The organism is Mesorhizobium sp. ESP6-5 (assembly GCF_020164695.1).
In the GTDB taxonomy this organism is placed as follows: Bacteria; Pseudomonadota; Alphaproteobacteria; order Rhizobiales; family Rhizobiaceae; genus Mesorhizobium; species Mesorhizobium australicum.
On record NZ_JAIUGR010000001.1, the window covers coordinates 13,196 to 31,918 of the forward strand.

Here is an 18,723-nt window from a genome sequence, read left to right on the forward strand (position 1 = left end):
TTCCGTTTACGTCAACATTAACGCAACGGAATGCCGATTTTCGAGGCAAAAGACTACCAATTTTAGAGGGTGCTAAAGTCTCGCGAATCTGCCTTTCAGCCGGCGTCACGAACCCTGGTCAACGCCACCGAAAGCTTGTCCTGCGCGGCGCGATATTCGGCGAGCTTTTCCCGCTCGCCTTCCACGATCTCGGCCGGCGCGCTGGCGACGAATTTCTCATTCGACAGCTTCTTGTGCAGGCGCGCGATTTCCTCGGTCACCTTGACCAGTTCCTTCTGCAGCCGCCCGGCCTCCGCGGTGAGGTCGATCAGGCTGCCAAGCGGCAGGCAGATCGTCGCCTCGTTGAGCACGATCTGTGCCGACCCCTTGGGTGCCGCATCGGCGAGCGAGATGTCGCCGACACGCGCCAGCCGCTTGATCGCCGACTCCTCGCGAACCAGCCGCTCGCGCGTCACATCGTTGGCGCCGACCACGACCAGCGGCGCTATGGCTGCCGGCGGCACGTTCATCTCCGAGCGCACCGAGCGGATGCCGGAGACGAGATCGACCAGCCAGTTGATGTCGCCAGCCGCTTCATGGTCCTCGAAATCCGGCGACGGCCATGCGGCATGGCACAGCAGCGAGTCCCGATCCCTGCCCTCGCCCGCCGTCTGCGCCCAGAGCTCCTCGGTCATGAACGGCATCATCGGATGCAGGAGCTTGTAGATCTCGTCGAGCACGAAGGCGACGCAGGCGCGGCTTTCGGCCTTGGCGGCCCCGTCCGAGCCCATGAACACCGGCTTCAAGAGTTCCAGATACCAGTCGCAGAACAGGTTCCAGACGAAGCGGTAGGCGGCTCCAGCCGCCTCGTTGAAGCGATACGAGGTGATGCCGTCGGTGACCTCGCGCGCGGCGCGCGTCAGTTCGGTCAGGATCCAGCGGTTGACCGCCAGCTTGGCGTCGTTCAGCCAGAAATCGTCGTTGCGGGCGACCTCATTCATCTCGGCGAAGCGCGTCGCGTTCCACAGCTTGGTACCGAAATTGCGGTAGCCGGCGATACGCGCCGGATCGAGCTTCACGTCGCGCCCCTGTGCCGCCATCACCGTCAGCGTGAAGCGCAGCGCATCGGCGCCATATTCGTCGATAAGGTCGAGCGGATCGATGACGTTGCCTTTCGACTTCGACATCTTGGCGCCGTTCTTGTCGCGCACCAGCGCATGCATATAAACGGTATGGAACGGCTCCTCGCCCATGAAGTGGAGGCCCATCATCATCATGCGGGCGACCCAGAAGAAGATAAGATCGAAGCCGGTCACCAGCACATCGGTCTGGTAATAAGTCTTCAGCTCCGGCGTCTGCTCCGGCCAGCCCAGCGTCGAGAAAGGCCACAGCGCCGACGAGAACCAGGTGTCGAGCACATCCTCGTCGCGGGTCAGGATCTCGCCCGGCTTGAAGTTCTCGAGCTTGTCCTCGACCCAGGCCTTCCATGGCCCTTCCAGCGCCAGATAATATTCGATGGCGGCGCTCAGCGCCTCTTCCTCGGACTTCTCGACGAAGACACGTCCATCTGGCCCGTACCAGGCCGGAATCTGGTGACCCCACCAGAGCTGGCGCGAAATACACCAGGGTTCGATATTCTCCATCCACTGGAAGTAGGTCTTGTCCCAGCTGTTGGGGATTATTTTGGTGCGCCCCTCGCGCACCGAGGCGATCGCCGGCTTGGCGAGTTCCGCCGCGTTGGCGTACCACTGCTCGGTCAGGAACGGTTCGATCGGCACGCCGCCGCGGTCGCCATGCGGCACCGCATGGCGGTGCGGCTCGACCTTGTCGAGGAAGCCGCCGGCCTCCATCAGCTCGACGATCTTCTTGCGCGCAACGAAACGGTCGAGGCCGTCGAGCTCGTCCCAGACGGCCTGGCGCTCCGGCGTCACCTCGACGCCGGCGAGGAAGTCCTCATTATCCCTGAGCTTGATGGCCGCTTCGACGGTCAGGATGTTGATCGCCGGCAGCTTGTGGCGCTTGCCGACCTCGAAGTCGTTGAAATCATGCGCCGGCGTGATCTTGACCGCTCCGGACCCCTTTTCCGGATCGGAATACTCGTCGGCCACGACAGGGATCTTGCGCCCGACGATCGGCAGGACGACATTCTTGCCGACGAGATGCCGGAACCGGTCGTCCTCTGGATTCACCGCGACAGCCGTGTCGCCCAGCATTGTCTCGGGACGAGTCGTCGCCACGATAACGAAGGTTTTTGGATTCTCGGGATCGAACGTCACGCCTTCGACCGGATAGCGGAAATGCCAGAGGTTGCCGTTGACCTCCTGCTGCTCGACCTCGAGATCGGAGATCGCGGTCAACAGTTTCGGGTCCCAGTTCACAAGGCGCTTGTCCTTGTAGATCAGCCCTTCCTTGTAGAGCGTGACGAAGACTTCGAGCACGGCCTTGGAGAGGCCCTCGTCCATGGTGAAGCGTTCGCGCGACCAGTCGGCGGAAGCGCCGAGACGTTTCAGCTGGTTGAAGATCGCGCCGCCCGATTCGGCCTTCCACTCCCACACTTTCTCGATGAATTCCTCGCGGGTGAGATCGCGGCGGTGGATCTGCTTTTCCATCAGCTGCCGCTCGACCACCATCTGCGTGGCGATGCCGGCATGGTCCATGCCGGGCTGCCACAGGACGTTCTTGCCACGCATGCGCTCGAAGCGCACCAGAATGTCCTGCAGCGTGTTGTTGAGCGCATGGCCCATATGCAGCGAGCCGGTGACGTTGGGCGGCGGAATGACGATGGTGAAGGCCTCGGCCCCCTCCTCCGCCCCAGCGCCGGCGCGAAACGCGTCGGCTTCCTCCCACACCTTGGCGATCTTCGGCTCGACGGTTTTTGCGTCGTAGGTCTTTTCAAGCATGGGAAAACGGTCCGCGCTGTCGGGAATTTTGCTGGTTCGGTGTAAATCGGAAGGTCTTGGCCAAGTCAACCGCGAGGGACGGCTGGGCTCATCACAAGCAGATAGGCGTCGGCCTATTCATTTCAACGGACGGGCCCTGGGCGTCTTGGCGCCAATCGATCGCTGGACGAGCCCCGGGCTCGCGCACCTTCATTGTCAGCGACTCCGACTGCAAGTTGATCGCCTTCGCCAGTTCGGTGACCGGCGGTTGACCTCGCCACCACGAGAAACGCCGCCTCGGCGGCGGCCTTTCTTCGGGATGCAAGCCTGGACGTTATTGCGCTCCGCGTGCCACGCGCTCGATCTCTTCACGCACCAGCCTTTCGACCAGCGTCGGCAGATTGTTGTCCAGCCAATCCTGCAGCATCGGCCGCAGCATTTCTTCGGCCATCTCGTCGAATGTCTTCTTGCTGCGGCTGGCAAAGGCGTCGGACAGTTCGCCGAAGGCGGCCGCGACCTGGCGGCCGGTATGTTCGGATAGAATCGCGGGACGCACCGCGGGCGTTTCGTGCGCCGCCGCGCGCGCCTCACCCGTACCCGTTGGAGCATCGCTTGAAGGAGCCGGGTCGATCGTAGGTTCCGCCGCCACTGGTTTGCTTGCCGAAACCTCCGGCTGTGCCGCTGGCTTGCGGACGCTCCGGTCCGGCATCGCCTTGGCTTGCTCGCCAACCGCCGCGATCTCGCGCCGCCAATCGGCGACGATGGCTTCACTTGTCGCAACCTCCGCGGGAGCCGCTGGCGCGTCGGCGGCAGGCTCGGCGGCAACCCGGGCGCTGACCTCGGCCAGTGTCATCGGCGTCCTGCCCGGAGCCGGATCGGCACGCGGCGGCGCATCCATGCGCGCAATCGCCGGCTGCGCCTGGATTGTTTCGGTCACAGCGACCGGCTTCCTGACCTCGGGAGCGGCATGCAATTCGGCGCGAAACGCATCGATATCGGCGGCTGCCACAGCGCTCGGTGGCGGCTCCAGGTCCTGCTGCAATTCGTCGGCCTCGCCGGGCTGCTTGCGGCCATTGTCGCTGTCTTCGATGATCCTCCTGATGGAAGCCAGTATCTCTTCCATGGAAGGTTCGCGCTGTGCGCTGCTTGCCGTTGCCATCGTCACATCCGCCGCCCTTGTGACCCGTTGCAGATTTCCGCTCCGGCAAAAGCCGGATTCGAATCATGGCGACAGCGTAACCGACGGATCGCCGCACGAGAATCCCCAATCTGGGGACATGTGGGATTTCAACAGATTAGAGCAAATCCGCCAAAGCCGTGTGACGGTCCCGTCAGCCACCGGCCAAAGGACAACGATGGTCCAACGGTGTCGATCGAATCCTAGCCAGAAAACGCCGATCGAGCGAACGGCCTAGCGGCCGTCCGGCGTGCGCAGGCCGATCCACTTGTCCTTGACGGCATTGTAGTGCTCTTCGGGCCTGTACTTCGTCACCTGCAGCGCAAGCCGGTCGACAGACAAGCGGCCAATCGCCTGAAGGATGGCATAGCTCGCCACGACAACGTCGTGTTCGGAATTGGCCTGGTTGATCTTGGCGGTAATCACGGTGGCCTGCGCATTAAGCACGTCAAGCGTCGTGCGCTGGCCGACATTGCGTTCCTCGATGACGCCGTTCAGCGCCAATTGTGCGGCGTCGATAACCTGCCTGTTGGCGGATACGCTTTGCTGCGCGGCGGTGTATTGCGACCATGCCGTGGCGATGGCCTGGCGCACCTGGTCGCGGGTAACGTCGACCTGGATGCGTGCTTGCCCCAGCGATTCCTTGTTCTGCCGCACGACCGCCGACGTCCGGCCGCCGGAGTAGATTGGAATGGTCAGCGTCGCGCCGATATTGGCCGAGGTCGAATTGCCGTTGGAACCGGTGATGTCGGGAATGGACTTGCGGTAATCTTCCGAAACGCCGGCCGAAGCCGACAGCTGCGGCAACAGCGCGCCTTCAGCCGATTTGACTGAAAACGCTGCGGCGTCGACCAGATGCTGAGTGGCAAGGATGGCCGGGTGTTCGGCCGAGCCGACGGCGATCGCCGCGTCGAGGCTCGACGGCAGCAACCGGCCCAATGGCGAAGCGGGCCTGAGCTTGCCAGGCTCGTCACCGACGACCTGGTGATAGGTCGCAGCGCTGGCCAGCGCCTGTGCGCGGGCCGCGCTCAGCGATGCCACCGCGGACGCTCGTGAGGCATCGGCCTGCGCGACATCGGTGCGCGTGCCTTCGCCGACTTCGAAGCGCGAGCGCGCGGCGCGCGCCTGCTCGCTCAGGAACTGCAGGTTCTGCTCGGTCAGCACCGCGATCTGCCGGTCGCGAATCACGTCCATATAGGCCATGGCCGCGTTGAACAGCGTGTTTTCCTCGGTATTGCGCAGGCTTTCCACCGACGCCTTGACCTGGGATTCGGCGGCCGCGACATTGTTCCTCGTCTGAAACCCGTCGAACAGCGATTGATTGATCTGAATGCCGTAGCTGCCGCTTGTCAGTTTCGAACTGCCGCCGCCATTTGCCCGGCGCGTGTTCGTATAATCGATGTTGGCTGAACCTGTAACCGTCGGCCGCCAGCCCGACTTGGCGATGGCCACACTCTCGTCGGTGACACGCACGCCGGCGCGCGATGCATTCAGCGTGGAATTGTACTGATAGGCTTTTGAAAGCGCGCCGGTGATGGTTTCAGCCGAAGCAGCCAGTGGGGATAGCGCGGTCGCCGAAACAAGGACGGCGGTGAAAAGTGACTTGCGTACTGACGGCACGGTGTATCCCTCATTCGTTTTCCATGGGAACCGCGCCGCGCCGGCTTCTCCTTCCAGAGCAGGCGGCGTGGCGTGTTTATGTTCCCTGTCGCTCAGCCCAAAGTGCCCCCAGTCTGGGATCAGCAACGATCGTTCAAATGCAAGCGACCATGACAAGGTCTTTGCTGCAAGGCAAATCATTCAGAATTCGAAAGCATGCTCACGTTCGAACCCGGGTAGTGGCTTAATTGCCGCATTAAACGCCCTTCTCCCGGTTACAACCCCCCCGGCTTTGACAAAAAGTCGCGCCACGCCTGAATTGCCCTGGCCCTCGACCGCCACCAGGCGGCCGCCTTCGGCGAGTTGGTCGAGCAACGCCGACGGCACTTTACTGACACTGCCGCCGATGAAGATGACCTCGTAAGGCGCCTTCGCGGCATGGCCTTGCGCCAGGGCGCCCTGAACCACGGTCACATTGCCGCAGCCAAGCCCGGACAGGGTCGACGCGGCGGTTTGCGCCAGTGCCGAATCGCTTTCGAGCGCCACGACGGATCTCGCCAGGCGCGACAGGATGGCCGAGGCATAACCGGTGCCGCAACCGACATCGAGCGCCGAGTCGGTCGGGTTGATCTCGGCCAGTTGCATCAGCTTGGCCAATGGCGAAGCTTCCATCAGGTAACGCGGGCCATCGGCGCTGTCGGCGATGCGGATGTCCTCGTCGATATAGGCCAGATCGCGCTGGCGATCGCCGACGAAGACCTCGCGCGGCACCGAAAGCATCGCGTCGAGCAGCGGCGCGCTGGTCACGTCGGTGGTGCGAACCTGACCATCGACCATCTTGACGCGAAGTTCGGAAAAATCAGCGCTCATGCTCCAACCAATCTGCTTGCCGCGCCAGAATCGCGGTTCATTTCGACCGGAACTTCAGGCTCCGGCGCTGACGCGCTGGAGCCCGGGTATTGGAGGCCTCGCCCGGAATCGAACCGGGGTGCAAGGATTTGCAGTCCTCTGCGTAACCACTCCGCCACGAGGCCTCATTGCTCCCGGCGTTCCACCCGGTTCCAATAGGTTGCGGCGAAAATGCCGTCAAGCGGCCACGCGCATTCCAAAACGGTTTCCTTGCGCCGGCTCCGCGCCCTGTTAGATCGCCGTCGGAGCCGCCCACTCACATTGGCAATCCGTTAAGCATGGCAAATGATCGAGCGAAACTCCGCCCACCGGCTTGCGTTGAGAAACAGGGAGGACTGCATCATGGCCCTGGCCAAACCGAAGGACGAAACGCACGAAACCGAAAGCGTGCCGCTGCTGGGATGCGAGGAATTGGTGCGCTATGCCATCGACTGCCTGAGAATAGAAGGCACCGGCAGGCTTTCACCCCGCGACCGGGCGCGCCTGGCCTCGGCTTCAGCCGTCCTGAGGGAGATCAGCGAAGATCTGAAAGCAGGCCAGCAACCGGATTCGGAGGAATCCGGCACCGACACGGAAAAACAGCGCGACGATTGATTCTCGTCGAAGGCGATCGCCATGCGACATGCATCGGTATCGGCCGCTCAATTTGGCCGGCGTCGCCGCTCCCACCAGACGACCAGGCGGCGCCGGTGGCGGCGCACCATGGCAATTTCGTAGGAGAGCACCAGCAATCCGAGCGGCACCATCCAGAAGCCGAGGATCGGCAAGAACCCGAGAATGCCGCCAAGGGTCAATAGCACGCCGATCGTGATTCTGAGGCCGCGCGACTGCGGCATGGTGAATTCGCGCCCGAACACCGAGATCTTTCGTGCGGGTATCGGGTTTTCGTCCGCTGCCGTCATCGCGAAGAACCGCCTGTGTTAGGGCTCGACAATCTCATTTTACGAAAGCCGCGACCGCCCTTTCGGTTCCGCGCCCCGTCGCCAAGACGGCTAATATGAGGGTGGGCAAGGCCGATTGCGAGAAACGCCTGAGCGAAAAAGTCTCGGAAAAATGCGAAATGCTTCTTTGCAAAGCCGAAACGGGTTTGCTATAGGCTGCGCCACTTGCTCAAAGAGCCTCCGTTCCCCGGTAGCTCAGTGGTAGAGCAACCGGCTGTTAACCGGTTGGTCGCTGGTTCGAATCCGGCCCGGGGAGCCACTTAATCCAGAAAAGTCTTGAAACCCAAGTACTGCAAGGGTTTCCGCTTCCCCAGAGATACACCGCGCGATACACTGCGGGGTACCCTGAGCATGAAGATTGACGTGAAGCACATACAGAAACGCGGCAAGGCCGGTTGGCGCTACAGGCGCAAAATTCCGGAGGAACTTCGGAACATTTTGGGCAAGAGGGAAATCCTAATCCCGCTTGGCCCTACCGAAGCCATTGCCATCAAGAAATACCCAAGGGTTCACGCTGAGGCCGAGAAACTCCTTCTGTCGGCTCTTTCCAGCAAGCAGGCACCCTCGCCCAATTCGCACCAATCGTTGACAGCGTTGGAGCAGTTCAAATGGGGGCAGCAAGATGTCCGTCGATTGCAGTTGGACCCGGAATGGTCTGGCGCCGATGACGAGCATGACAGCGAAGCCCTCAAACGCGAGGTAATCGCTGAGCAGATCGCAGCGAAGTATCCTCTCAACGATGAGGGGAACCCGACAGGAATTAGCACGAAGGACGCGGCTACCCTTCGGGCACTCATGTATGGCGCGCGGCTAGACCAGCCTGTCCCGACCCTTGAAGACGCCAAAAGGCTCTATCTCAAGGAGCGCGTTGGCGACGACGAAACGAAGCAAATGGAGCTTGAGCGGGTCTTCAACCTCGTCAAGGAAGCACTCGGCAAGGACCGCAAACTGTCTAGCCTCAAGCGCGAGGACGCCAAGGAAGTCCGCGACCACATGCTCGATGGGCGCAAAGCGTCTTCGGTTGACCGCTATCTGAACGTGGTCCGCGCGATGATCAACCATGCCATCAGAGAGTTTGACCTAGCCGGCGTCATCAACCCCTTCATGAATTTGGAAGCGGCGCCGAAGGACAAGGCCGAGCCGGACAAGGACAAACGCCGCCCATTCACCCAGGCCGAGGTCACCGCCATAACCGCCCGCATCGCATACCATGCCAAGGCAGACCTTCAGTACATCTGGACAATTCTCAATGGTACAGGGTGCCGCCTCGCTGAGGTGTCCGGCCTTCGTGTCGCGGACGTGCACCTCGACCACGCCATTCCACACATCACAGTCGAGTGGCATGACGACCGGCGCATTAAGAATAAGGTGTCGCGGCGCAATGTGCCGTTGAGAGGTGGCGCTTTGGAGGCCGCAACGGAAGCCGTGAAGGCCGCCGGCAACGCAACGATGCTCTTTCCGACCTACGGACGCCCCAAGGGCGCGTCCTCAGCTTCTGCCGCCTTGGGCAAGCACGTTCGAGCTTGTGTGACCGATCCGAAGGCCACAACGCATTCGCTTCGGCATCTCATGAAGGACCGATTGCGGTTGGCCGGTGTCAGCAAGTCCGACCAAGACATCGTTCTGGGCCACTCCTCAGGAAGCGTAGGCGAGGACTATGGTGGTGATGAGGCGCGGCTTGAGGTAGCCAGGCGGGCGCTTGAGAAAGCGCTGGGCTCTGGTGGCTAAGGGACCCCCGGATGCGGCGGATTGAGGCAGGACGCGGCTTCTTCTTAAAACGCTGGGATTAGTGGAAAGTCGCCTCCGAAGCGAACGACATCGATTCCTGCAGCTCAGGCCAATTTATTGGTAGCCCGACACCTATTCGGAACCCCCTGCCGACGAGCCCCAAGCCGCGCAGAACAGCGAGCTCTGCCTGGAATGGCTTTCGCGCAACACCGCCTCTGGCCGTTACCTTTCTCAAGACGTGGAGCCGTGCTTCCATTTCGTCCTCAAGCCAGTTCAGATATTCCGCTTGCTGAAAAACAGGTGGCGCTCCAGCCGGACCAGCTATCGTAAACGCGAGCGGATTGGCGTTAAACCGCTCTTCTGACAGACGGTAGATGTAGTGGAGGAATGCGCCGAGGGCGCCCTCGCCCACCAGCGCCCGCAAGAAGATGGCCTTCGGCACGCCGGAGTTGGGATCTCCGTAGCGTTCGCATGCATCAACAAAGCGGTAGCCGACGTCGGTTAGCCTGCCGTTGGCATCCACAAAGCCGAGATGCTCACAGCCTGAGTCAATGTCTTCACGATAGGAGTGGGCCCTATCAAAATAATTCTTGGCAAGCCTGTCATGCGCCTCGTCCAGGGTGATTGCCCCAGCGTTGAGGTCGCTGACGATTCGGTTCTTGATTGAATTTGACTTGCCTACGAAGAAATTTTTGGGGCCCTTGCCGTTGGACTTTGTCAGCAAAGACTGTGCGCCATTGACCTGGTACGGAGGCCCTCCAATCTGCCATCCGGCAAGCGCTGCCGGGTGCAACACGTACGTAAACCAGAAATGTCGCCAAGCTTGATCCGGCAACTCATTGTGCATACAGTTTGAGAGGTAGCGCGCTGGGTCTATCCCGGGACGAAGGCGCTGCACCGCTGCCAAAAGATCAGCGTGGAATACTGGCGCAGTCGGCTGCACAACTCCACCGCCCAAGAGCTTCACCGCTTGGAGGTACCGGAAGAACGCATCTGGGTCTGTGCTGCCTTCGCGTACATGCGCCCATTGGGTCTGCGTTCGCGTTAGCGGCAGAGGCGCGGCAATCGGGGCTGCCGCGTCAACCGCTAATGTGCGATGCATTTGAAGTTTTCCTGCAAATGGCGACACTGCCGCCATGTTCGGCTTCGAGTACGAAAAAACGCCGATTGCTCGCGATTGGCTTGTGAGGTCTATGACATCCTTTGCGTATGCGCCTGGACCAGCGAAACCAGGGTATGAATCGGGCACTACAAGCACAGCACCCGCATATCCTTTGCGGAGATAGGCATGACTTTGGCCTATCGCCGTCAACACGCCGTGCAGTCCTTCGTTCGGCCGTTTGTACTCTACCGCAATGGTGTAGTCGGCTGCGGCCGGCCCCGGAATCGAGACCGCGATCACACCATCGGCATGGGGCCAAGCATGGCGGCCCTCACGAGCAGCATATGCGCTAAGTGTGGCGGCGGCTGGAGGAGTATCAAACCAATTCTGCGGCGAAGCGAGCAACAGCCTTACGATTTCGGCAGCCGCGTATGAAGCCTCGATGTCGTGGCTCATGCCACAGCCTCAAGCAAATCATCATCGTCGCCACTGTCATCTGGATTAGAGAGCGGTTGCGGGCCGTCAATCAGGGAGTAGTACGCGGACGCAGGCACCTGGCCCGGAAACCAACCGTTGACCTCAGCTTTCCTAATGCAGTTGCCCAGTATTTCAGCGAGAAGCGGCGGGAAGGCGTTGCCGACTTGTATGCATTGTTCCTGCCGAGGGCCAACAAATTCCACATCGTCCGGAAATGTCTGAATGCGGGCTGCCTCTCGCACCGTAAGGGCACGGTTCAGGAAGGGGTGTATTGGAAACGCGTTGTGACCAGGCACCATGGTAATAGAGGGCCGGTCGCGGTGGAGGCGCTTGAATACATGGCTGTAGTTCTTCACTTCGTCAGTTCGGTAACCCGATTTGAGGTGGAAAGGCAGGGACTCGACATCCAGCCGCCCCCCTTCCGGGATGTAACCATATCGTTCCACCAAGAGCGGCTTATGCTTCATTGGCACGTGACAGGTCACACGGTCATGAGAGGACGGCACTGCTAAGTCGCCGATCACTTCGCCGACTGTGCGGTAGGGGTCCTGCCAATCCTTTGGCTCGGCAAAGAATTTCCTTTTTGGCCAAGGAATCACGTGGCCGGTCCGATTGCCAATTATGAGGAGCCTGCGGCGAAGCTGCGGCACGCCATAGTCTGCCGTGTTAAGTACCCGTGCCTCACACTGGGTGTACCCGGCTTCTTGGAACTCTCTCAACAACACGCGCAGAAACTGCCCATCATCCAGGTTCGCCAAACCGGGGACGTTCTCCATCACGAACCAACGCGGCTGCACTCTGCGCACAATCTCAACGAAGGCGAAGACCAGCGTATTTCGAGGGTCCTTGTGCGGATCATACCCCCGTGTATTCACAAACCGCCGGCGTCCAAACATTGAGAACCCTTGGCAAGGGGGACCACCCACGATCAGGTTAGTCTGGGAGGCCGACAGCCTCTCCACTACCTCATCCACCACGCTTTGCTTGGAAAGGTCCGTCTCGAGGAACGGGGCCTGAGGAAAGTTGAGGCGATGGGTGGCACTCGCGTGTGGGTTTGCGTCGACTGCAAGCGTTGGCGTCCATCCCGCTCGCTCCATCCCGATTGAGATGCCCCCTGCCCCGCAGAATAGATCAGCGAACGCCATTGGAGGGCCGCTCCGACTTGTTGTCGATGTTCGAGGCTTTGCGCGGGAGAGCGAGAGCGTCTGGGGTGGAGGCACGTCTGCTTTGGGACTGCTGGCCGTGTTCGCCCTTTTGCCGAGTTTAGCTTCAGCGTGTTTGATGATTGCCTTGCCAATCGCGCACCCAAGGAGGGGTGGAACGGCATTGCCAACCAAGATGCACTGATTGCGTCGATCCCCGGCAAACTGAATCTCGTCCGGGAAGGTTTGCAAACGGGCTGCCTCGCGGGGGGTCAGGCTTCTGTTGAGTGTCGGGTGGACCGGGAACGCGTTGTTTCCAGGCACCATCGTCAAAGAGGGCTTACTCCGATGGAGCCGCTTGTAGGTGTTTCCGAAATTGCCACGACGTATTTCCGGAGGGAGTTGCTCGGGCGGGGGCAGGCGGCCGCCTTCTGGAATGAGTCGATATCGTGCGACGACGGTCTCTGAATGCGCTAGTGCCACATGGTTGGGAACTTCACTGCCCCTCGCCGAAAGGTCGCTGATTGCCTGCCATGCGGTCACGTAAGGCCGGCCTGCTTCAGCGCCGTGGGTAGGCTCTGGGAACCGGAAGGGTGCATTCCGCCTAGTGCCGAAAAAGAATACGCGCTGGCGAAACTGGGGAACGCCATAGTTCGCCGCGTCGAGCACTTCCCACTGCATGCGATAGCCCATTTCCCCGAATACCCGGAGGATGTGGTCCTTAAACCGGCCCCCGTACATCGTCGTGAGTGCCTTAACGTTCTCCATAAGGACGTACGTGGGCTGTATTTCAGAAACAATTCGAGCGAACGCGGCAAACAGTTCGTTTCGCGGGTCTGCAGACATCTTGTCGCCCAGCGTCGAGAAGCCTTGGCATGGCGGCCCCCCAACGATTAGGTCAGGCGCAACGCCGCCTGCCGCAGCAACCAGCGCGTCGCCAGAAAGCTTTCGTGCGTCCGCCAGAATGAACGGGGTCTGCGGCTTGTTCAGCGCGTAGGTTGCCTGCGCATGGGGCGAAATATCGGTCGCCACAGCCACGCGAAAGCCCGCCTGCTCAAGGCCGAGATCGAGCCCTCCCGCACCGGCAAACATTGCAAATGCCGTAAGTTGTTTGCCGCGCTTCCCCAGCATCTATTCATTCCTCTTCCCTGGGGTTGCCCAGGAACCCTGTCAGTTGCCGTTGCAATTCGCCGTCAGCAGCGAGTTGGCATTCCCAGACGACAAATGTCTGCCAGCCTATTTCTTGGAGCTTCGCGAGATTTCTGCGATCTCGCTCGATGGTGTTGTCTAATTTCTGTTTCCAGTAATCGCTGCGGGTTCTTGGTCGCAACGCGTTCTTGCATCTTGCATGTGAATGCCAGAAACAGCCATGAACGAATATCGCCTTGCGTTTGCGGCTAAATGCGACATCCGGTTTGCCAGGCAGCCCCGCAACGTTCTTCCGAAACCGATATCCGAGCGCATGCAGCTTCGCGCGAAGGGTCCGCTCCGGACGGGTGTCCGTGCTGCGGATTGCCCGCATGATGCGCCGACGCGTCTCCGGGACTTCGGCGAACATTGCTGCTGAGGGTGAAACAGGCGTGACTCGGTCCATCGCAACACTCTAGGCTGATTCGCTCCGGTAGCGGGAACCGAAGGCGCTCTTTGTCGGTGGCAGCCAGTTGGAAGCGGCAATCTTCGACGGATGGGGCCGTGCTTGATGACCTAGCGAAACTGGAACAGTTCGGGCACATTCGCCACATGTGCAATCTCTATAACATCACCACCAGCCAAGACGCCATCCGCGAATGGACCCGCACCATGCGGGACATCATAGGCAACCTTGAGCCCTCGCTCGATGTCTACCCCAACATGCCGGGCCCGGTTGTCCGCAATGCGCCTGACGGCCAGCGCGAGCTTGCCAAGCTGCTGTGGGGCATGCCGACGCCGGCAGAGCGGGTGAAGGGCAAAGCCGATTACGGCACAACCAACATCCGCAATCCACAGTACAGCCATTGGCAGCAGTATGTCGGCGTGGAGAACCGCTGCGTGGTGCCCGTGACGAGCTTCGCGGAGCCTAGCCCCACGCCCGGCGACAAGGACCCCGAGACGGGCATTCAGCGGAACTACTGGTTTGCCCGGAACGACGACCGCCGGCTGTTCTTCTTTGCAGGCCTATGGACGCGCTGGCAGGGTGTTCGCAGGGTCAAGGACGGTCCCGGCGATTTCGAGCTTTACGGCTTCCTGACGACCGCCCCCAACGCGCTCATCAAGCCGATCCACGAGAAGGCAATGCCGGTTATCCTGACGACGCGGGAGGAGGTCCATACTTGGCTGACAGCGCCATGGTCTGAGGCAAAGCGGATGCAGAGGACTGCCCAGGATGATGCCTTGGTGATTGTTGAGAAGCCGGCCGCACAGATCAAGTTTCCGCAGCAGGCGCCGGCCCAGGGGTCGCTGTTCTAGACAAAAAATGAAGCTTTTGGAGAAGGGTAATGTCGTGCCGCACAATTGGGCTAATGCTTGCAATCGCATCGCTTGACGCCGCGCATCCTGCATTTGCAGACGGATTTACAGTTGAAGGAGTTCTCGACTGCGGGGCGTGGGTCAAAGCAAGAACGGAAGGACGATCCGATATTTTCGAGGGCTATTTGGTCGGCTTCATGAACGGACTTGTCCTTGGCTCCGGAACTGAATTTTGGCGGGCAACAGGTGCCAAGCTCAGTCAAGATCAAGTCTTTCTGTGGATGGACAACTACTGTCAGGCACACCCCCTGGCTGATGTGTTTGAGGGGGCGGTAGGCCTCATGAACGAACGCACCGGATATAGATACCAGCAGAGGATTTCGCGATAAGGACCGGCCTCAGTCATCCGTCCAGATCACTCGCCGAACCATACGGACTTCGACAAGCCGCCTCACCCGTATCTTCAGACCCTCCGCAGCGCTCGGCAGCAAGATATCCACGTCAAGGTCTCTACGCTTGCACCGTTCGCAACGCATGTGGCGGTCAACGTCCCAAAACGGAATGTCCCCAACCAACTTGGCAAGGTCCCCAGGCAGATAGTGACGGGTGATATTGCAGTTGACGCACCGGACTCGGATTAGCTGACCAACCTCATGCGCTTTGCATAGGGTCTGCACAAGGCGGCGCGGTCTTCTGCTCTGTTCCGGCATGGCCCAAAATAGGAACTGATTCCTGCCTCAGTCAATTCGAGCTTGACAAGTTTGTTCTCATTTTGTTCACTCTGTGCATGACACTTAATGGAACGATCGCCATGGACCACCTCGTGACATTGGACAGCCGGCAGGAAGCTGCCCTTCAAGCCGTCGCCGACAGGTTCGTTGCCACCCATAAAGGCGACGTGATGAAGGCACTCAAGGAGATGATTGTCCTCAATGGACACCTTCAGGACCGCCTTGACGAACGTTCAGCACCGCGCCGCGCGAGCCGCTAGGGAGGACGCTATGGGCACTTACCATCTGGACGCCGAAGCCAAGGCGGAACTGCATGCCGAGGCGGTAAAGCTGATCGCCAGGTACGACAGTCCCGTAGAAACCGTGAAGGCACTCATGGCCTACAACTGCGAGCTTGAGACGCAGATATTAGCCCTCGCCCATCGGCATCCCGAGTTGGTGGAGATCAGCTACGACGCCACACCGCCTCGGCTGGAGTGAACATGGCTGAAAGCATTCTTCCACAGCAGAAAGCCCCCAAGCTCATCGTCGTCACCGCCTTCGACCGCGACGAGAGCGGCGACCTCCAGCCCGTCTTTGGGCCAGCCGAACAGCAGACCGAGGAAAGGGCCATAAGGACCGCAAAGGGGTTGGCTGCGAAACATGCCGGGGTCATTGCGTGGTCGCGTGATGCCAATCCCTCACTTGGTGAGTATGGAGAACCGACAACGCTCTTTGTCGGTGGTGATGTGCCGGACATGGAGTGACTTCGGGGAGCAGGCCTTCATGCGCTCAATGACGACAAGCGTCAGCATGTCGAGGTCGTCCTCGGTCTTCGCGTGTTCCTCCCCGACGACGTACATGCCATCCTTGCGGATGGCCGGCAGGACGATGCGGGTGACCCAGTCTTGGACCTCCTTAGCATGGGGATTGGAACGCTGAGCGCGGAGGACCAGCTTGTAGAAGCCGCTCTCGGAGATCAGAACCAAGGACTGAGGCCCGCCAGAGGTGGTAACAACTTGTTCCCTCCTCTCATCCGCCGCCAAGTTCCTTCCGGTCTGCAACCTGACGTTGGATATGGTCCAGTGAAGTGGGCCAGCGAGGTCGCGCGCCACGAACCATGGGTTACCGTCGATGGTCACCACGCGGATGGCCGAGGTGTTGAAGTTGAAGGTCGAGAGGGCGTTGTCCGCGTTCCGGGTCCGTGCCAACGGGTTCTCTGTCCATTCGCTGCCCATTAGGTGGCGCTCAATAAGGGGTCACTATATTTGATGGAAATTTCCTTACGGGTGATCGGATAACAGGCACGCGCCCCGGCCCCCCGTACCCCCTCGTCCTGCCACGCATGGCGCGTCAAGTTTTCCCATGTCACAATCTCTGCCACAACCTAAGGCTAACCCATTTCTGTCGTCGACAACCGAAGGGATCGTAAGATGCAGAGCGGCTTACTGATGGAAATTCGTGACAACATTTTCCTTATCATCTCGTTTTCCATTGGCTTCGCTATCTCTGTCGCAAGTACACTCAAGCCATGGAAAGGAGGATTGTGGAAGTATCCATCTGACCCAAAGGAACAAAGACGGCTCGCTTGGAGCGTTGTAGCATCGCTAGTTGCGATGTTTTTTATGGCTTTGCATATTTACTCTAGGCAATGAAGGCAACACGCAGGCGCGGCCCATCCTGGCCTGTCCACAAACCTATGGCTTGGTGAACAAGGCCCTTGACATGTGCACTATTCGTCCACTAAGTGGTGTGTATCAACACTCTTAGAGGAAAGTGCACACATGATCATCGGCTATGCCCGCGTCTCGACCACAGGCCAGGACCTCGACGTGCAGCTTGAGAAGCTCAAGGCCGCTGGCGTCGATAAGACCTACAGCGAGAAGAAGTCCGGTCTGGACGATGAGCGCAAGGAACTCGCAGCGGCCCTTGAGTTCGCCCGCGAGGGTGACGTGTTCGTGGTGACCAAAGTTGACCGTCTGGCCCGTTCAGCGGCTCACCTTCACCAAATCGTCAGGGACCTCGACAAGAAGGGTGTCGGCTTCAAGGTGTTGGATGACGCCTCGCTGGACACGACCACCCGGACAGGCAAGCTGGTGTTCGGCATCCTCGCCAGCATTGCCGAGTTTGAGACGGCGCTGCGGAAGGAACGCCAGATGGAAGGCATCGCCAAGGCCAAGGCCGAGGCTGAGAAGAAGGGTGAGCCGTGGAAGACCGGCAGGCCAGTGACCCTCGACCATGACCTGATCAAGGCTCTGAAGACTGAGGGAAGGTCGGTGAGGCAGATCGCCAAGGAAGCCGGGTGTTCCCCTTCAGCGGTCCAGAAGGTTCTCGCAGCGGCATAACCATAACCCCCCTACTAGCACTACGAAGGCCATTTCCGCGACAAACCTGACCACTAGCACTGCCGAGCCGATTTCCCTTAACCTACTAGCTATGTAGGCCGTCCATTAGCGACTGCTGAATAGATACCCCACTAGCACAGGGCAACGGCAAATAGGTTGCCCACTAGCTACTACGAAGGCGATTTCGCCGGTTAGTCAGCCCACTAGCACTGCGTAGGGCTGGTACGGACACCACTAGCACAACCCAACGCCCTTCACCCAAGCTGCCCCGTGCAGTTCTCCCCTGTTGCGACCGCCTGTTGCCCTGTTTACTCCTTCTGGGGTGACGGGACGTGGCGCTTGGCGGGGCAGCTTTGGTGAGGCGCGGATATCTGAGGCCATGTGCCTCTCTATCTGTTCCCCCTTTTGTATGAAACCGCCAACCACGGATTGGTTTTGTATGAGGCACCCCCTCCCTTACTCTGCACAACAGAAGGAACTTCATGAACGCCCTAAGCAGCCCTACAAACATACACCGATACAGCGCGTGGATACGGCAGCACCGTGAAGCTTCCATCGCGCAGGGAGGCCAACCATTCACGGCCCGTCAGGTCACCGAGGCGAGCCGCCTCTATCTGGAGGAACGTGCCGGCCTGAAGCCTCAGTTTCCTGGCTTATCTCGCGGAGAGATACTCAACCCCGAGACCGGAGAAATCCACACCGGCTGCCTATCCATCAACAGCGCTGTGTCTTGGCTGTGGACGCGTTGTGAGATCAAGACCACCTCCAGGGCAGTCATCGCCGTTCTGGAGAAGGAGGGCGTGCTTGATCGGCTCATTGACTGGGACAATGTCCCGATGGTCTCAAATCCAGCCGTCACAAAGCCTGACTATTATGCCCGTCACGTTGCCTCCAGAGCGGCAATGCAGGGAGGCTTTGCGGTCTCCTTCCCGATGACCAGAAAGGGCAGCAAGTTCACCATGACCGTCCTAACACCAGCGGGGCTTGGCTGTCTGGCTGAGTGGGTGGATGAACGCCGAGCTGCTGGTTCCCAGAAGGCCAAGGTTAGAAAGACCGTCGCCCATCTGGTTGAGAGCGGCCATCGCCAAGCCGAGATTGTCCGGCTCACTGGCTATTCCAAGCAGCTCGTATCGTACCACCTAAAGGCGCTCAGGGCGGCATAGTCAAAAAAACGGTCTGTCCGTTACTATAGGCAGAAAGTGGCACCTCGGGGTTTCCCTTTCATGGGGTTCCCTCTTTCAGGTGATACCTTTGGCTAGCCCTTCGGGTTCCCTTCACAATGAAGGCTTC

Annotated in this window: 17 protein-coding genes and 2 tRNA genes; 9 read left to right on the forward strand and 10 right to left on the reverse strand. The window is 60.0% G+C overall.

Annotation, left to right across the window (positions count from 1 at the left end):
- Positions 1-95: 95 nt before the first annotated feature.
- The 5 genes from LB524_RS00055 to LB524_RS00075 all read right to left on the reverse strand — a co-directional run bounded on the left by LB524_RS00055 (position 96) and on the right by LB524_RS00075 (position 6,668).
- The gene (locus tag LB524_RS00055; RefSeq protein ID WP_224523032.1) at positions 96-2,879 is read right to left on the reverse strand and encodes a valine--tRNA ligase; all 2,784 of its coding nucleotides are present in this window, start codon (positions 2,877-2,879) and stop codon (positions 96-98) included.
- A 313-nt stretch (positions 2,880-3,192) separates the two neighbouring features.
- Complete coding sequence (locus tag LB524_RS00060; RefSeq protein WP_224523033.1) at positions 3,193-4,017, reverse strand: PopZ family protein; 825 nt, start codon at positions 4,015-4,017, stop codon at positions 3,193-3,195.
- Positions 4,018-4,269: 252 nt separating this feature from the next.
- Complete coding sequence (locus LB524_RS00065; RefSeq protein ID WP_015317517.1) at positions 4,270-5,655, reverse strand: TolC family outer membrane protein; 1,386 nt, start codon at positions 5,653-5,655, stop codon at positions 4,270-4,272.
- A gap of 180 nt (positions 5,656-5,835) precedes the next feature.
- On the reverse strand, positions 5,836-6,504 hold the full coding sequence (locus tag LB524_RS00070; RefSeq protein ID WP_015317516.1) for a protein-L-isoaspartate O-methyltransferase family protein: 669 nt from the start codon (positions 6,502-6,504) through the stop codon (positions 5,836-5,838).
- A gap of 90 nt (positions 6,505-6,594) precedes the next feature.
- Positions 6,595-6,668, reverse strand: a tRNA-Cys gene (locus LB524_RS00075).
- Positions 6,669-6,885: 217 nt separating this feature from the next.
- On the opposite strand from LB524_RS00075, the gene LB524_RS00080 reads away from it, so the two are divergent.
- Positions 6,886-7,137 carry a hypothetical protein gene (locus tag LB524_RS00080; RefSeq protein ID WP_140716602.1) on the forward strand — a complete coding sequence of 84 codons (252 nt, stop codon included), beginning with the start codon at positions 6,886-6,888 and terminating at the stop codon, positions 7,135-7,137.
- A 47-nt stretch (positions 7,138-7,184) separates the two neighbouring features.
- Here LB524_RS00080 and LB524_RS00085 read toward each other — a convergent pair whose 3' ends face one another.
- On the reverse strand, positions 7,185-7,445 hold the full coding sequence (locus tag LB524_RS00085; RefSeq protein ID WP_015317514.1) for a hypothetical protein: 261 nt from the start codon (positions 7,443-7,445) through the stop codon (positions 7,185-7,187).
- 223 nt (positions 7,446-7,668) lie between these two features.
- Between LB524_RS00085 and LB524_RS00090 the strand changes: the two genes are divergently transcribed.
- Both LB524_RS00090 and LB524_RS00095 read left to right on the forward strand, forming a co-directional pair.
- Positions 7,669-7,743, forward strand: a tRNA-Asn gene (locus tag LB524_RS00090).
- A gap of 92 nt (positions 7,744-7,835) precedes the next feature.
- Entirely contained in the window at positions 7,836-9,212 is a 1,377-nt protein-coding gene (locus LB524_RS00095; RefSeq protein WP_224523034.1) for a tyrosine-type recombinase/integrase, read from the forward strand.
- A 58-nt stretch (positions 9,213-9,270) separates the two neighbouring features.
- Here the strand turns inward: LB524_RS00095 and LB524_RS00100 are convergent, their stop codons facing one another.
- The 3 genes from LB524_RS00100 to LB524_RS00110 are packed head-to-tail and all read right to left on the reverse strand — an operon-like array spanning position 9,271 to position 13,527.
- The gene (locus LB524_RS00100; protein WP_224523035.1) at positions 9,271-10,770 is read right to left on the reverse strand and encodes a hypothetical protein; all 1,500 of its coding nucleotides are present in this window, start codon (positions 10,768-10,770) and stop codon (positions 9,271-9,273) included.
- Positions 10,767-13,064, reverse strand: a complete 2,298-nt coding sequence (locus tag LB524_RS00105) for a DNA cytosine methyltransferase (RefSeq protein ID WP_224523036.1) — start codon at positions 13,062-13,064, stop codon at positions 10,767-10,769. Before LB524_RS00105 ends, LB524_RS00100 begins: the two co-directional genes overlap by 4 nt.
- Positions 13,065-13,068: 4 nt before the next feature.
- A complete protein-coding gene (locus LB524_RS00110) occupies positions 13,069-13,527 on the reverse strand; it encodes a very short patch repair endonuclease (protein ID WP_224523037.1) in 459 nt (152 codons plus the stop codon).
- 146 nt (positions 13,528-13,673) lie between these two features.
- Between LB524_RS00110 and LB524_RS00115 the strand changes: the two genes are divergently transcribed.
- The 4 genes from LB524_RS00115 to LB524_RS00130 all read left to right on the forward strand — a co-directional run bounded on the left by LB524_RS00115 (position 13,674) and on the right by LB524_RS00130 (position 15,855).
- A complete protein-coding gene (locus LB524_RS00115; RefSeq protein WP_224523458.1) occupies positions 13,674-14,378 on the forward strand; it encodes an SOS response-associated peptidase in 705 nt (234 codons plus the stop codon).
- Between the two features lie 811 nt (positions 14,379-15,189).
- On the forward strand, positions 15,190-15,369 hold the full coding sequence (locus LB524_RS00120) for a hypothetical protein (protein ID WP_224523038.1): 180 nt from the start codon (positions 15,190-15,192) through the stop codon (positions 15,367-15,369).
- Between the two features lie 10 nt (positions 15,370-15,379).
- Positions 15,380-15,589, forward strand: coding sequence for a hypothetical protein (locus LB524_RS00125; RefSeq protein WP_224523039.1), 210 nt, complete (start codon positions 15,380-15,382; stop codon positions 15,587-15,589).
- 2 nt (positions 15,590-15,591) lie between these two features.
- Positions 15,592-15,855, forward strand: coding sequence for a hypothetical protein (locus tag LB524_RS00130; RefSeq protein ID WP_224523040.1), 264 nt, complete (start codon positions 15,592-15,594; stop codon positions 15,853-15,855).
- Here the strand turns inward: LB524_RS00130 and LB524_RS00135 are convergent.
- A complete protein-coding gene (locus LB524_RS00135) occupies positions 15,790-16,326 on the reverse strand; it encodes a Bro-N domain-containing protein (protein WP_224523041.1) in 537 nt (178 codons plus the stop codon). The two genes, LB524_RS00130 and LB524_RS00135, sit on opposite strands and share 66 nt — an antisense overlap.
- Positions 16,327-16,872: 546 nt before the next feature.
- Between LB524_RS00135 and LB524_RS00140 the strand changes: the two genes are divergently transcribed.
- Both LB524_RS00140 and LB524_RS00145 read left to right on the forward strand, forming a co-directional pair.
- The gene (locus tag LB524_RS00140; RefSeq protein ID WP_224523042.1) at positions 16,873-17,433 is read left to right on the forward strand and encodes a recombinase family protein; all 561 of its coding nucleotides are present in this window, start codon (positions 16,873-16,875) and stop codon (positions 17,431-17,433) included.
- A gap of 482 nt (positions 17,434-17,915) precedes the next feature.
- Positions 17,916-18,596, forward strand: a complete 681-nt coding sequence (locus LB524_RS00145) for a hypothetical protein (RefSeq protein ID WP_224523043.1) — start codon at positions 17,916-17,918, stop codon at positions 18,594-18,596.
- Positions 18,597-18,723: the final 127 nt, after the last annotated feature.

What these genes read in the sequence shown, in the direction of transcription:
- LB524_RS00055 (WP_224523032.1), bottom strand. Translation starts at nt 2,879, where the DNA reads ATGCTTGAAAAGACCTACGACGCAAAAACCGTCGAGCCGAAGATCGCC.
- LB524_RS00060 (WP_224523033.1), bottom strand. Translation starts at nt 4,017, where the DNA reads ATGGCAACGGCAAGCAGCGCACAGCGCGAACCTTCCATGGAAGAGATA.
- LB524_RS00070 (WP_015317516.1), bottom strand. Translation starts at nt 6,504, where the DNA reads ATGAGCGCTGATTTTTCCGAACTTCGCGTCAAGATGGTCGATGGTCAG.
- LB524_RS00080 (WP_140716602.1), top strand. Translation starts at nt 6,886, where the DNA reads ATGGCCCTGGCCAAACCGAAGGACGAAACGCACGAAACCGAAAGCGTG.
- LB524_RS00085 (WP_015317514.1), bottom strand. Translation starts at nt 7,445, where the DNA reads ATGACGGCAGCGGACGAAAACCCGATACCCGCACGAAAGATCTCGGTG.
- LB524_RS00095 (WP_224523034.1), top strand. Translation starts at nt 7,836, where the DNA reads ATGAAGATTGACGTGAAGCACATACAGAAACGCGGCAAGGCCGGTTGG.
- LB524_RS00100 (WP_224523035.1), bottom strand. Translation starts at nt 10,770, where the DNA reads ATGAGCCACGACATCGAGGCTTCATACGCGGCTGCCGAAATCGTAAGG.
- LB524_RS00105 (WP_224523036.1), bottom strand. Translation starts at nt 13,064, where the DNA reads ATGCTGGGGAAGCGCGGCAAACAACTTACGGCATTTGCAATGTTTGCC.
- LB524_RS00110 (WP_224523037.1), bottom strand. Translation starts at nt 13,527, where the DNA reads ATGGACCGAGTCACGCCTGTTTCACCCTCAGCAGCAATGTTCGCCGAA.
- LB524_RS00115 (WP_224523458.1), top strand. Translation starts at nt 13,674, where the DNA reads ATGTGCAATCTCTATAACATCACCACCAGCCAAGACGCCATCCGCGAA.
- LB524_RS00120 (WP_224523038.1), top strand. Translation starts at nt 15,190, where the DNA reads ATGGACCACCTCGTGACATTGGACAGCCGGCAGGAAGCTGCCCTTCAA.
- LB524_RS00125 (WP_224523039.1), top strand. Translation starts at nt 15,380, where the DNA reads ATGGGCACTTACCATCTGGACGCCGAAGCCAAGGCGGAACTGCATGCC.
- LB524_RS00130 (WP_224523040.1), top strand. Translation starts at nt 15,592, where the DNA reads ATGGCTGAAAGCATTCTTCCACAGCAGAAAGCCCCCAAGCTCATCGTC.
- LB524_RS00135 (WP_224523041.1), bottom strand. Translation starts at nt 16,326, where the DNA reads ATGGGCAGCGAATGGACAGAGAACCCGTTGGCACGGACCCGGAACGCG.
- LB524_RS00140 (WP_224523042.1), top strand. Translation starts at nt 16,873, where the DNA reads ATGATCATCGGCTATGCCCGCGTCTCGACCACAGGCCAGGACCTCGAC.
- LB524_RS00145 (WP_224523043.1), top strand. Translation starts at nt 17,916, where the DNA reads ATGAACGCCCTAAGCAGCCCTACAAACATACACCGATACAGCGCGTGG.